Here is a 14,059-nt window from a genome sequence, read left to right as displayed (position 1 = left end):
CGTTAATAAATATAATGAAGAAGACTCAAGAATTGGATCTGGCATCTCGCTAACCAGCCAGATAATGCGTTTTCTGGCAACAACTGCACGGTTGCTCGTGCCCCTGCTGGAAATGCGCGCTGCTGAGGTTCATCGATAGCTAAATGTAAACGTAAGCGCTGCGCGTCTCTCACCCAACGGTTTGAGTCAGTTGGTGTTGCTAAGCGACCATCCGCATCGAACTGACCCGAGCTGACCCCAGCATCCACACTCGTAATACGAGCTTCAAATACATCACCAGGTAAGCTATCAAAAGCCACTAACGCACGGCTGTTCTGATTAAAGTGTCGTAAACTCTTTTCACGAAAGTCGGCAATGATATCCACGTCATCGGAGACTAAAGCGACAAGAGGTGTACCAGCTGCCGCATAGGCCCCCGTCTCCAGCTGCAAGTTAGCGACAACGCCATCATGTTCCGCCGAGACTTGAGTGTAAGACAGATTAAGTTCCGCTTGTTTTAGCTGGTTTTGCGCCACGCGGATATTCACATTCGTCGCGCCTAAATCACCGCGGTTTACTTCCAACTCTTTTAAACGAGCACGTGCGGCCAGTAAGTTCGCTTTAGCTGCCGTTGCACTGCTCTGTGCGTCATCGCGCTGCTGTTGCGAAGTACCATTACGGTGAAACAGGGTATTAAGACGTTTCGCTTCGCGAACTTTTTGTTCCGCCACGATTTTGCTCGCTTCAACGTCTGCTTTTGCCGCCGCAATAGAAGCATCAAGTTGTTCGTTGTTTTGAATCACACGCTCAAGGTTAAGTTGAGCCTTTTCTACGGCGAGCTGATAAGGCTGGGGATCAATCTGAAATAGTAGATCGCCTTGGCTTATTTCTTGGTTGTTGGCAACATAAAGATGTGTAATCTGCCCACTCACACGGGGGGCCACTTTAGTTACCACACGCGTTGCCATTGCCTGAGGCGTCAACGGCATGGCGAGATCTGCAACTAGAAAATAGGCAAAGACAAGGACAAACGCGACGCAAGAATATTTGATCCAACGTGCGAATTTTTGATCTGGAGTCATAGGCGTTTACTTCTCTTTTTATTCGGTTTTCTGACTTATTAGCTAAGTGAATCAAGCGCATTGTGAGCAATCTGATCAAGAATCAATGAAAGCTGCTGAAGTTCCTGGTCGTTGATGTCCGTTAGGAGCTTGCTTCGAACTTGAAGAATTCGAGCCTCCATTTGCTTTAGTAGGGTTTTCCCCTCTTCTGTGAGGCTAACAATACGTGCTCGCTTATCGTGTTCACAGCAATGGCGAACGATCAGAGATTGCTCTTCTAATAATTTTAATGTTCGCATCAACGACGCTAACTCGATCTCAAGCGCTTCAGCCAAATGCTTCTGACTGATGTTGTCACCCATTCGATAAAGCTTCCATAACGCAGTCCAACGCGGATACGTTAGGTTTAAAGGCTCTAACTCGCGATCTGCAACCATTTTCCATAAACGAGCAACACGAGATAATTTTTCAGCCAGAGAAAGGTCTCGCAAACTGTTGATGTCTTGAATCATAAGATCTACTCAATTACTTAGCGTGCTAAGCAATATAAAATAGTTAGCACGCTAAGTAAATGTCTTTTTGTGATTGAAATCACGTTGGGTGTGTCAGTGAAGGGGCAGAAATCTAAGTAATACAACACTATGTTTGAATTTGAAATGCTGCGATGTACACAACAAACGTCGAGACCAATAAAGTCTGAAAAGTCTGAAAAGTCTGAAAAGTCTGAAAAGTCTGATTTGTATAAGAGTAAAAGGGGCAGATACAAAAAAGCACAACCCACAGTCATGGTGTTGTGCTTTTCAGATAATGAGTAATTGGGTTATCCCGTAGTGAGCCAATTCCTTATGTTCGCTCAACTAAGAACCGCTGTTTAAAATCCACAAATGCTTCATGGAGCGCATTTTCTTTAATCGGCTTGAGAAGCACGTAATTCGCACCCGATTCCATAAAGGCGTCACTGGTTTCTTTCGCGGTGTCAGCAGTACACGCATAAATTGGCGTGCCTAGTTTTAGCTTTTGTCGGATCTCTTTGGTCGTTTCAATTCCACCAAGATGCGGAAGTTGGTTGTCCATCAGTATCAAATCGTAAGTATGATCTTTTAAGAATTCCATTGCTTCTAACCCATCTTTCGCCCAATCAACCTGCATTTTGTACTTGTTACAAAACGCTTTTAGAATGAATGCGTTAGTATGGTTATCCTCTACCAACAACACTTTGAGACTCTCTGCAAATAGTTCACCTGGCTTAACTCGCAAACTCGAATCAAGAGGGGTGAGTACTCGCTCACGATCTTTCACTGGCATTGTAATGACAAAAGTCGTTCCTAAGCCTTTCTGACTGCGGACTTGAACATCACCTTCCAGCATGTCGACAAGGCTCTTCACAATGGTCAGCCCTAAGCCACTGCCACCGTATTCTCGAGTCGTTGTTGCTTCTTCTTGAACAAAAGGTTCGAACATTTGGTCGAGTTTGTCAGACTCGATGCCGATACCTGTATCCGTAATTTCCACGACCAGTACACTATTGTCAGCGCCATAGAACTGCTCAAGTTCCGCATGCAAGCGCACGCTACCCGAGGGCGTAAACTTTACTGAGTTACTGACTAGGTTGAATAAAATTTGGTTCAGACGAACTTGGTCAGTAAAGATTTCAACATTGGGATCTATTTTGTTTTCAATGACAAGGTTGACGCCTTTACTTTCACAAATAGGACGATAAATGTTTTCTAACGTTCGAATTGTATCAGTGAAAGAAAACGGGTGCTTTTGGATATTAAACTTACCCTGCTCAATCTTCGAAAAGTCCAAAATATCATTCAAAACAGCAAGTAAGTGCTCACCACTATGTCGAAGTACGTCAATTTGGTTATTCTGCTCTTCTGTTTCCACAGAGTCTTTTAGCAATTGAGCAACCCCTAAAATTCCATTGATTGGCGTTCGGATCTCATGGCTCATTTTAGCCAGAAAGTCGGCACGGGCTTGAGCAGATTTCTCTGCTTCTTTGCGCGCCAAGTTACTCTGTTTTTCCGCCTCAATTAGCGTGGTTATATCCTGACCTTGAACAATAATACCGCTAATATCTCCATCAACTCGAATCGGCGATAAGTTCCAGCGATATACTTTGTCTCCAATTGGCACATTAACGCCTGTCAACGTAGCTCCCTGAGCCGCCATGCGAAGGTGTGGCATCAACTTTTCTTTGAAACCTTTGAACACTGGGTGCATGGTTTCAATATCGTTTTCCATGACTAACTCTTTGCGTGCTGCCGGATTGATTTGGACAAGCACACCCGATTCAGACCACACCATAATAGGAGATAACGCAAAGTTAAACAGGTCGCGGAAAGAGCGCTTTTGTGCTTCAAGCTCTTCAAAAGTGTTTTCTAGTGTCGAACCAATATGATCGAATTCCTCAATATCTGACCCCTCAAAACGCTCAAATCCTTTTTCTTCACGAGCCGAGCGGGTATATGCCATCAGGGATCCTAACTCTTCAACTACTCGATTCTCGATCCATTCTTTAGTCATTAGCGCAATCATGACCATACCGATAACTGAGGCTAGCATTGCTAGCAGGTGTTGGATTTGCAATGTCACCACGCTCTGATTGTCTTGCACAGTAAGCAAGCACAAGTCAGTCTCGGCGGCATTTACCTCAATAGGGGTTTTGATGATCAATAATTGGTCAAGCTTGTGCTGGGACTCTCGTCGTTTGAGTACGTCAAATATTTGATAAGCCTCATCTCCTACTAATGAGCTTGCCAATGGTGTGTTGTTAGCGACCAACACAACATTGTCGACGTTGCCTTCATTTTTTAACCTTTCCATCAACCCAAAGTTATTATCTAAAACAACAACATTGTAAGAGTACCCCATCACTTCACCGGTTTTAGGTTGTAAAACGGGTACGCGACGAAGTAACAGATGGCGAGTTCCCATCGGGGTCTGTGAGGGTAGATAATACCAGTTGTTGCTAAAGGTCACCTGACTGGCAAGTCGGCTAAGTATCAGATTGTTGATGCCATAGAAATGCGCGTTGCCATCGTCCCAAATAATACCTTGATGATCGGTTAGGAAACGAAACTCTGGTGTATGGGAAGGATCACTCTGGTCAATACTCATGAAAAAGTAATTGAGTGCCTCTTCATCACGTTCTGTATAAAAATCCAATACAACATCACTTTTCGAATTGCTGTTGTGATGAATCTGAATCGCTGCAAAATGGCTATCAAAAATGTTCAGGATCAGGGCAGAGGTCTGCTGCTTGGTTCGGTCGACTTCCTGCCAAATAATCTGCTTCGAGAAGTAATAACTCTGAACAAAGATGCCTAGAATGATCGGAGCAAGTACGAGAATAATTATTTTGGTAATAAGCGTCGACAGTGAGCGACGCTTTCTTGTTTTTGATGTAGTTGTCATCAATTATCTGAGTATCTAAATGCACGTTTTCTTAATGCTTCAATTCTTTCTGGAGAGTCCGATTTGGTAACGACTTCAAAATCACCAGAGTAAACGGTGGGAACTGGCTTTCCTTCTAAATCCCACTTAATGGCCTCAGCCATTGCAATACCTGTATCATCGTTCATACGCATAACGGTAACGTCTAACTCCCCTTTAGAAAGCGCCTCTAACTCTGCTGAACCGCCGCCCCAACCATTGATCATGACATCATCACGACCTAACTCTTTAAGAGCGTCAACAGCACCTAATGCTACATCGGTAGAACACGCGTAAATGAAGTCAACGTCCGGATACTTCTCCAAACTGGCTTTTGCAGCTTCATACCCAGATTGCTTTGTTGCTTTGGTGTAGTAAGCAGATTGTAGTTCAAATTGATTATCGCGGTTCACTTGGTTGATAAAAGTGTTGCCTCTGATGTCACTAATGTAGCCCTCCGAGAAATAGAGAACACTATAGTGGCTATGTTTAGGGAAACGCTTGCCAAACTCAACGGCCAATTCACGACTTCCTTCTGCGTGGTCGAAACCAACATAAAGAAACGGCTGATGATGTTCCCAATCCCTAACAGGTGTGGTGATATTTTGTAAAATTAACTTGGTTTTCTTTGAATCTAAGACATGCTCAACAAACTTACGATGTCTTGTGGTATCTAGAGTAAAGATCAAGTAATCGGAGTTGCTTTTCAGCGCCTCCATTAAAGACAAACTTTGCTGCTTTATATCTGCATTAGGACGAGTAAACACTTGATTTAGTTGATAGTCGATATCAAGCTTATCTAGGCGTTTTTCAAACGCGTCGATGTTTCGAATCCAATAATCAGAGATCTGCTGCCCTGGATAAACAACAGAAATTTTCAGTGGACGCTTCTTGTCTTTTGCTACGGGTACAGGGGTTTCTCTTACCACTTCAGCCAACGCACTAGTTAGCTGCTTCTGTTGTGGAAACTGGTCTAAAAACTCTTGATATGCCCAATACCCATTAAGAACTTGGGTGGCCTGCACATTCGGCGCAAAAGCGGCCATTGAAATCAGGGAGAATACTAACGCTTTTTTCATCTACTGCTCTTTTAGCTTTTTTATGAGCCTAATTCAGCTCTATTCATTACCTAGCCGAGTCATCCTATACTCTTGTAATCTACCTTCCTCTTAGTGCCTGTTTCAATAGTAAATTAGTTCTTGGTCTGAGTGGATGCAAATGAAAGTACATTGAGTCGCTTCCTTTGTCTCGATGACGCAAAGACATTTCGCGCTTTTCATATTCAGGACCTGTAAACAGAACACCAGCCCATTATGCGTCAGTTTATTCCTACATGGTACTCCAAAAACAAAAAGAAACCGCCAATGTGACATGGGCGGTTTCCGTGTATCTTTGCGTAGCAAGGGCTTATCAGAGTGCCACTATCTCTAACATCATTTGTTGATGTTCGTCGACGACAATATTTGCTTTTGACATAACGAGCAGCTCTTTTTTCGCTTTAGTTAGTTGCTTAATATAGTACTCTGCTCGCATGGCAAGCGTCTTTGAGTCAAAATCCAATGACCATTCCAATACCAAAGGGCCTTTTCCCTTCAAAGCTTTCGCTCCTTTTCCGGTTTGGTGCTGATTGAATCTTCGTTCAACATCATTGGTAACACCACAATACAACGCGTTGCGGTTATTTCGTATCAGGTAGACACTCCAACGCTGCGTTGTATTTTCCATCATGAAAGCAGTGACTCAACCTTAGCTTTTAATTCATCCAGCTCTTCTTTCAGCTGAGCGACTTCGAGCTCTAGTTGACTTACTCGATCGGAGCTCGAGCTTGCAGCAGACACATGCGCTGCAAGTTCGGACGCATCAACATCACCACAGAACAAATGCATATAACGCGACTCCCGCTTACCAGCCTCACGTGGTAATTTGACCACTAATGGTCCTTTCTCTTCACTTGCTAAATGCTCAAGGACCATTTCCACTTCTTTTACATCATGAAATGTCGCGAGACGATTAGTACGAGTACGAATTTCCCCAGGTGTTTGAGCACCGCGCAAAAGCATACAGCATACAATGCCCTTCTCCTGCTCTGTCAGCTTTAAATCACCAAATTCCGTATTACAGAAACGGTGTTGATACTTGCTGACGCGGCTGTTGAACGCACTTTCGTCACTGACGAGCCTGCGCTCAATAAGAGCATCAACGGCATCGAGTACGTCTGACTCTGAGAGTGACATCACGGGATCACGGTTGCTTTTTTGATTACACGCGTTGGTTAATGCGTTTAGGCTGAGGGGGTAAAGATCTGGGGTAGTGACTTCTTTTTCGATCAAGCAACCAATAACTCGTGCTTCAATTGCCGTTAGCTCAACTTTCATAATGCATTTCCTTATTATTTTTGCATTTGACTTTGTACCTAAATCGCTTCGAAATCATACGCCATAAATTCACACAGCAGTGCAAGAAGCGTTAGCGGTTCAGGTGTTGGTGTCAGGCTAAAGCATAGCGTAAGACCTGACACCCCTTACGAATAGGGTCAGGTATCAATGCTCCGAGAGAATCGGCACTCTCGTCAAATTGCCATCTTGGTCGACCATCATTATTTTTGAACGATTAAGCTCAACTTCGATGATTTCGAGTTGCTCGCGTGCGTTGATATACGCCGTTTTTAACTTTTCAGCCACAGAGCGAGTGACTTGCTCATTATCTTGACTATTTACTTGCTCCGCAGTGTTACCAGAGTCCATATCAAGTTCATCATTTTGCATTCAATGGTGTTGATAATATAGTGAAGGCCACGTTATGACAATGAATCGATGGATTCTACGATGTTGGCCAAAACTCGAAGAAAGCAGCACGATTATATGGACACAGCGCAATTGGTTGAGAAATGTTCAACTCTGCATTGCTATTGATCTAAAGACTGTTATGCCACTGGATGTTGTGCTTTAATCGAGGAAGATATTCATAAAATTAGGAAAGAGAACTATGAGTAGCGTATTTGAAATCGTTAACCAAGCTCGTCGTAAAAACAAATTAAAACGTGAGCTTCTTGATAACGAGAAGAAAGTTCGTGATAACCGTAAACGTGTTGATCTTCTAGAAAACCTTCTAGACTACATCAAACCAGAAATGACTCACGATGAAATCGTCGCAATCATCAAAAATATGAAAGCAGACTATGAAGATCGTGTTGATGACCACATCATTAAAAGCGCTGAGATCTCTAAAGCACGTCGTGACATCAGCCGTCGCATTCGTGAGCTGACTGAAGAAGACAAGCAAACTAGCGGCAAAAAATAAACGCGTAAGCTAGATTTTCGAACCCCGAGCAAGAATATCTTCCTCGGGGTTTATTTTTGTCTCTAAACTAACCGCCGTGTACAATCAATCTAACTCTTATTCCTAACGCATTCAGCTTTCTATGTCTTCAACTACGACAAGTACACAACCAACGCTTGCAAAACAATTATTTACGATGACCTGGCCAATGCTATTTGGCGTTCTGTCTTTAATGAGCTTTCAGCTTGTGGATAGTGCGTTTATCGGTCAGCTCGGCGTTTTACCGTTAGCCGCTCAAGGTTTCACTCTGCCTTTGCAAATGGTCATTATCGGCATTCAAGTCGGTCTAGGGATCGCAACGACAGCGGTCATTTCTAAAGCTCTTGGGGCGAATGAAAGTCGGTATGCCAAACAACTGGGCGGATTAGTATTGATGATCGGCTCAATTGGTGTCGCTATTTTTGGCGGGCTAATTTGGCTTTTGCGCTACCCCATTTTAGCTCTATTAAGCGCTCCAGAATCTGTTATGCCGATAATCGACAGTTACTGGCCTTGGTGGTTATTAAGCTCATGGACTGGTGCAGTTTTGTATTTTTACTACAGTATCTGCCGAGCTAATGGCAATACAATGTTACCTGGCACAATGATGATGATAACCAGCGGCGTGAACCTTGTGCTCGATCCGCTATTTATTTTCACATTTGACTTGGGTATTAACGGAGCGGCAATAGCAACCATCGTCGCTTTTGGGTTTGGTATTTTAGTCGTCGCTCCTCGCGTGAAAAAGAATCACTGGGCAACGACACAATGGCAAGATCTTAACGTAGCCAAAAGTGTTGCATCTATCGGTAACATTATGGGCCCTGCGATGATTAGCCAACTGCTGCCACCGTTGTCTTCCATGCTAGCAACAAAATTATTGGCAAGCTTTGGAACCGCAGCAGTCGCCGCTTGGGCGCTTGGTTCACGCTATGAGTTCTTTGCTATCGTTTCGGTCTTGGCGCTGACAATGTCTATGCCTCCAATGGTTGGACGCTTACTTGGGGCAAAGAACTATGAAGATATCCAAAGGCTCGTCAGTATTGCCGTAAAATTCATTCTAGGTTTCCAACTTTTGATTGCTGCCATTACATTTGCCGTCGCAAACCCACTCGCATTATTGATGACAAGTGATGTGCAAGTGGAGCAAGTCTTGGAAATGCATTTACTGATAGTGCCGATCAGTTTGGGTTCATTAGGGGTTTGTATGCTAATGGTTTCTCTTTGTAATGCATTAGGCAAATCTTACACCGCGCTCACTATTTCAGCGCTGCGCTTGTTTGTCTTTTTCCTACCGTGCTTGTGGGTTGGCGCTCAAATGGATGGAATCCGAGGTTTACTCTTAGGCGCTTGTATCGGCAACCTGTTAGCTGGTGTTTCCGCATACCTAACCTATCGCCAAACCATACGCAAACTCGCAGGCGCTCAAGCCAACGCACAACAATGAATAATCAGAACTAAGCCCCTGAAGTGGGGCTTTATCGTTTTGACGCCTTGTCTAAGTTGAAATGTTAGCTAGGCGAGTTTTAATTCACTAAAGAGCTCAAATAACTGGTTCGATTTATACGGCTTAGGTAAATAAGCATCCATGCCTGCCGCAAAACAGTTGTGGATGTCTTCTTCCAAAACACTCGCAGTGAGTGCGATAATCATTGTTTTTTCACGTCCTGCTTTCTTTTCCCAACGACGAATTTCTTTCGTCGCGGTCAGTCCATCCATCACGGGCATCATGCAGTCCATTAAAATTGCATCGAATTCTTCTCCCTTTGTGATGGCTTCTAACGCTTCTTGACCGTTGCTTGTTATCAAATAGTCATAACCTGCTTTATCCAGAAAAAAACTCGCTATTTTCTGGTTCATCAAATTATCCTCCGCAATTAAGATCCTCCGATGAGAGCGCGACGCTCGATATTCAGAGCTGACAACATTATTGGTGACATTGTCACTTGATATAGTCTTTTCAACCTTAGCTAAATCATCAATGACATGCTTAAATCGATTGCCAAGGAAAGGTAATGTGAGTACGGCATGTACTTTTTCTGCATTTTCGTAGGGAGTGGATAAATGATGCTGGCAAATAATCACACGGCGAAGATCGTAATTAAATGATAGATTATCCAAGATTTCATCGGTATTAGCATCGTTACTGTGGCACAGAAATATGACATCAAAGTCATCATTTATCGCTTGCACTTCATTCACATTATTAACACCAAAGAGATTGATTTTCGCTAAGCGACACTCTTTTAATACTTGGTCGGCGTAGTCGTAATTTGAGCAGATCAAAAGCCCTCTATTAATCACCTCCGAACGCCAGCCAAACACCGGAATTGCTTCAACCTCAATCGAGAATTCAAAGCATGTGCCCACTCCTTTTGTAGATGTTGCTACGAGCTTGCCCCCCATCATCGACACAAGCTGACAACAAATTGCCAAACCCAACCCTGTGCCGCCAAATTGCCTCGACACTCCTTCATCTTCCTGAGTAAAGGGTTCAAAAATCGTGGTTAACTTATCTTGATCAATGCCTATTCCGGTATCTTCTACTTTAAACGTCAGCACTCCACGTTCTTTCTCAAGTAACTCCTCATAACTAACATCAACGCATACATGCCCACTTTCGGTAAACTTAACCGCATTCGATACCAGATTCGTAACTACCTGTTTGACACGATGATCATCGACCATCACGCGAATGGGGATATTTTCAGCTAAATTAATACCTAACTTTAGCTGTTTAGATGTTGCTTTGGATTGGAATAAAATCATCGACTGATACACGACTTCTCGGATATCCGCTTCTACTAGTGACAGCTCCAATCGTCCAGACTCGATTTTAGAGAGATCCAATATATCGTTAAGTAAAGTGAGCAGTGTTTGAGATGAGGAGTCAATGTCATCAACAACTTCTTGTTGATGCGAAGACAACTCACTTTGAGAGAGTATTTCTGTCATGCCCATGATCCCGTTAAGGGGCGTGCGTATTTCATGTGACATGTTGGCAAGAAACACAGATTTTGCACGATTAGCCGATACTGCTGACTCTTTTGCATGTAGTATTTCTTCAGTTTGTCTCTGCATTTCTTCAACCACTCGATTCACTTGCTGAGCAAAAATGGTCAGTTCATCACTCCCATCAACTTTGACTTTTGTTTGCTTCTCTTCGGAGTTGATCAACGCGTTTAAAGTGTGAATGATCGCATCGAGTTTGCTGTTAACTCGGAACCAAGTACTAAATCCGAGCCAACAAAGCAGGATAACCACTAAGGCAACGCCAAAACTGATCATCGCTATATTGGCCTTTTGTTCATGAACCTGCGTGAGAAGCGACTGCTCAGTTTGTTTGGTGAACCCATCAATGAGCACTTGTAAGCGCTGCACACGAAAATCGAGTTCTTTTAAATACGCGGCGTAGTCACTTTGTGACATGTCTCCTGACATTAATTGTCCGCGAGACGCCAAGTTTCTCTGATATCTCGGCGAAGTAAACAAGCCAAGCAATTTATCCACTTGCTCGTATGACCCACCTAAGTTTAAAAACGCATCCAAATTTTGCTGCTGTCGGTCAATCGCCTGATAAAACATACTTTGACTTAGCCGACTCTCAGGGTCTTGGACTAAACGGTTCGTCAGCCAAGCTTCTTTCTGTGTCCAAAAAGAGAGCTGAGCAAGGTAGGCAATAAAATTTTGCATGCGAATGCCGTCGTCACTGCCATACCATTGATGATTTTGCAACAAAGAGCGCGACATATTTTGGAGCTGTTGAAATGCCCAATCACCCAGGTCGTCCATCTCACTCAATCTACCTGACAATACCCCCAGCATGGCTTCTTTCAGTTCATCAGCATACTCAGCAGTATTAGGGTTACTCACAAACTTTTGATGCAAAGAAGAAATAACTTCACCTTGTTCTTCAATATTAATGGCTGCAGAGACTTGAAGATCAGGCTGTCGGCGTACTTTCTCTATGGAGTAAATAAAGTGGGAGGCCTTGGATATCAATTGGAAACCTTGAATATTGCTAACCGTTTGATTGAGACGGCTCACGCGCAACGCATTATCAGAAAACTGCTGAACTGCAAATACCACTATTACCACAGCGGGTAATAGTGCGAGGAGTGCTAAGCGTGTTTTTATTGATAATCTCAACATCCATCAGCCTAATGGTTGATTTCATCCGTTTATTTAATATTAGACTAGTTTCTTGCATTGAAAGGCATATACGACATTGTTACTTTCAAACAACATTCACCTACCTAGACTATGGTTATTGTGAGTGTTTTATCATCGGCTAATGCGGTAAAAATTGTGATTTAAGTCATATTTTTTGATCTTAAAGTTGGATGCAAACAATAAAGTTTCACTCACAACTAAGAGTCGCATCACTTTTCAGGAAATCATCTATTGTATGTTTACCTATTGAGTTGCCTTATCGAGTTAAATCACACAAAAATGCAAAATATCCATTTTTGTCAACAAAACTAATTTGAAAGCAAACGTTATCATCGCAAAAAAAGTAAGTTACTTTCTAAATGTCAATACGTGAAAACCACTGCTTTAGTCACATTAATCCACCACTAACGTTCCCTTAAGTAGTGTTTTACACTGGATTTAATTTTCCTAGCAGAATAAGGACTCCGACCTTAGAATCCGCACACATAACTATTACAACCCGATTACATAACCCACCACACTCTTGCACGCTGCCGAAGAGGCAACAGCAGAGAGTATGGTTAGCCCCCAAAACGTGAAAGGTCTAATACAACAATGAGTCCAGAGAAATATCTCCAAGACTGGCAAACTAGCCAAACGATTGCTGAATCTATTTCCCCTCTAATTGGTAAGCTATATCGTCAAAAAGGAATCGAAGTGGTTCTGTTTGGTAAAACGCTTATTAATGCTACTACTATAGACATTCTCAAAACTCATCGCGTTGCAAGACGTTATACCGGTAACCCACTTTCGCTTGAGCACACGATGCCTATTATTCAAGCGCTTTGTGAAATGAGCATTTCTTCATGCCGTGTCGATGTTGGCCAATTGGCAACTATGTACTGGAATGAACATGACGATACAAGCTCTCTAAACGATTTCCTTATCACTGCACTTGATGGTGCTCGCGACGCAGATTCTTCATTGAAAGCGCGTGATGTGGTTCTTTACGGGTTCGGTCGCATTGGTCGACTACTTACTCGCCTTCTCATTGAGAAAAGTGGTCCAGGTTACCCACTAAGACTACGTGCGATTGTGGTTCGTGGCGGTAAAAAAGGCGATTTGGAGAAGCGTGCTAGCTTGCTGCGTCGTGACTCAGTTCACGGCCAGTTCAACGGTAGTATTGTTATCGATGAAGAGCGTAAAGCACTGATCGTTAACGGCAACTACATCCAAATTATCTACGCAAATAACCCAAGCGAAGTGGATTACTCAGCTTTCGGTATCAATAACGCGCTAGTTGTTGATAACACAGGTGTTTGGCGTGATTCTGAAGGCCTGAGCCAACACTTAGCGTGTCAAGGCGCAGAGAAAGTACTGCTAACAGCACCAGGTAAAGGTGACATCAAAAACGTTGTATTCGGTGTAAATGAGTCGGTAATTAAAGAAGATGACACCATCATCTCTGCGGCAAGCTGTACAACAAATGCAATCACGCCAGTCCTTAAGGCTCTGAACGATAAATATGGTGTTCTTTCTGGCCATATTGAAACCGTGCACTCATACACAAACGACCAAAATTTGATCGACAACTTCCACTCTGGTGACCGTCGCGGACGTAGTGCTTCACTAAACATGGTTCTGACTTCAACAGGTGCGGCAAAAGCAGTTGCTAAAGCATTGCCAGAGCTTGCAGGCAAGCTAACAGGCAACGCGATTCGCGTACCGACACCAAACGTTTCTATGGCAGTCGCTAATCTAAACTTAGGTGAAGACGTAGACCGTGATTCACTGAACGATTACTTGCGTGAAATGGCGTTGAACTCTGAGCTTTCGGCACAGATTGACTACACCGATTCAACAGAAATTGTATCAACTGACTTAGTTGGTTCTCGTCATGCAGGCGTCGTAGATGGTCAAGCGACTATCGCACAAGACAAGCGTTGTGTACTTTACATCTGGTACGACAACGAATTCGGTTACAGCTGCCAAGTTGTGCACTGTATGGAACAAATGATGGGTGTTCGTTACCAAACATTCCCTCGATAGGTGAACTTTGCTCCACAACGTTAACCACATAGCGTAGCGGACAATATCTCATATTTGTTCTA

At 43.3% G+C, this 14,059-nt stretch carries 11 protein-coding genes; 3 read left to right on the top strand and 8 right to left on the bottom strand.

All coding sequences use genetic code 11. From position 1 onward, the window contains the following. Window positions 1-2: 2 nt before the first annotated feature. The 7 genes from R7Z78_RS08280 to R7Z78_RS08250 all read right to left on the bottom strand — a co-directional run bounded on the left by R7Z78_RS08280 (window position 3) and on the right by R7Z78_RS08250 (window position 7,222). Window positions 3-1,061 carry an HlyD family secretion protein gene (locus R7Z78_RS08280; RefSeq protein ID WP_005373588.1) on the bottom strand — a complete coding sequence of 353 codons (1,059 nt, stop codon included), beginning with the start codon at window positions 1,059-1,061 and terminating at the stop codon, window positions 3-5. 38 nt (window positions 1,062-1,099) lie between these two features. Beyond that, a complete protein-coding gene (slyA, locus tag R7Z78_RS08275; protein ID WP_169644406.1) occupies window positions 1,100-1,552 on the bottom strand; it encodes a transcriptional regulator SlyA in 453 nt (150 codons plus the stop codon). 331 nt (window positions 1,553-1,883) lie between these two features. Then, complete coding sequence (gene luxQ / locus R7Z78_RS08270) at window positions 1,884-4,460, bottom strand: quorum-sensing autoinducer 2 sensor kinase/phosphatase LuxQ (protein ID WP_169644399.1); 2,577 nt, start codon at window positions 4,458-4,460, stop codon at window positions 1,884-1,886. Next, window positions 4,460-5,557, bottom strand: coding sequence for an autoinducer 2-binding periplasmic protein LuxP (locus R7Z78_RS08265; RefSeq protein ID WP_005385634.1), 1,098 nt, complete (start codon window positions 5,555-5,557; stop codon window positions 4,460-4,462). Before R7Z78_RS08265 ends, luxQ begins: the two co-directional genes overlap by 1 nt. Before the next feature lie 331 nt (window positions 5,558-5,888). Continuing rightward, a complete protein-coding gene (locus R7Z78_RS08260) occupies window positions 5,889-6,206 on the bottom strand; it encodes a GIY-YIG nuclease family protein (protein WP_132937186.1) in 318 nt (105 codons plus the stop codon). Continuing rightward, window positions 6,203-6,853 (bottom strand): YceH family protein, encoded by a 651-nt coding sequence (locus tag R7Z78_RS08255; RefSeq protein WP_169644397.1) that lies wholly within the window; start codon window positions 6,851-6,853, stop codon window positions 6,203-6,205. The genes R7Z78_RS08260 and R7Z78_RS08255 overlap by 4 nt, the downstream gene beginning before the upstream one ends. A 165-nt stretch (window positions 6,854-7,018) precedes the next feature. After that, on the bottom strand, window positions 7,019-7,222 hold the full coding sequence (locus tag R7Z78_RS08250) for a hypothetical protein (RefSeq protein WP_031777159.1): 204 nt from the start codon (window positions 7,220-7,222) through the stop codon (window positions 7,019-7,021). Between the two features lie 241 nt (window positions 7,223-7,463). Here R7Z78_RS08250 and R7Z78_RS08245 point away from each other — a divergent pair, with 241 nt between their 5' ends. Both R7Z78_RS08245 and R7Z78_RS08240 read left to right on the top strand, forming a co-directional pair. Further along, window positions 7,464-7,778 carry a DUF496 family protein gene (locus tag R7Z78_RS08245; protein WP_005373603.1) on the top strand — a complete coding sequence of 105 codons (315 nt, stop codon included), beginning with the start codon at window positions 7,464-7,466 and terminating at the stop codon, window positions 7,776-7,778. Window positions 7,779-7,899: 121 nt separating this feature from the next. Next, entirely contained in the window at window positions 7,900-9,243 is a 1,344-nt protein-coding gene (locus R7Z78_RS08240; RefSeq protein WP_025767935.1) for an MATE family efflux transporter, read from the top strand. A 68-nt stretch (window positions 9,244-9,311) separates the two neighbouring features. Here R7Z78_RS08240 and R7Z78_RS08235 read toward each other — a convergent pair whose 3' ends face one another. Next, window positions 9,312-11,948: an ATP-binding protein gene (locus tag R7Z78_RS08235; RefSeq protein ID WP_115386534.1), complete on the bottom strand. Its 2,637-nt coding sequence runs from the start codon at window positions 11,946-11,948 to the stop codon at window positions 9,312-9,314. Between the two features lie 615 nt (window positions 11,949-12,563). On the opposite strand from R7Z78_RS08235, the gene R7Z78_RS08230 reads away from it, so the two are divergent. Continuing rightward, window positions 12,564-13,997 (top strand): glyceraldehyde-3-phosphate dehydrogenase, encoded by a 1,434-nt coding sequence (locus R7Z78_RS08230; protein ID WP_005373606.1) that lies wholly within the window; start codon window positions 12,564-12,566, stop codon window positions 13,995-13,997. The last annotated feature ends 62 nt before the right edge of the window (window positions 13,998-14,059 follow it).

Origin of the sequence: Vibrio sp. 1167, assembly GCF_033340375.1 — a bacterium.
Classification (GTDB): domain Bacteria; phylum Pseudomonadota; class Gammaproteobacteria; order Enterobacterales; family Vibrionaceae; genus Vibrio; species Vibrio alginolyticus.
This window is presented reverse-complemented; position numbering and strand designations above follow the sequence as displayed.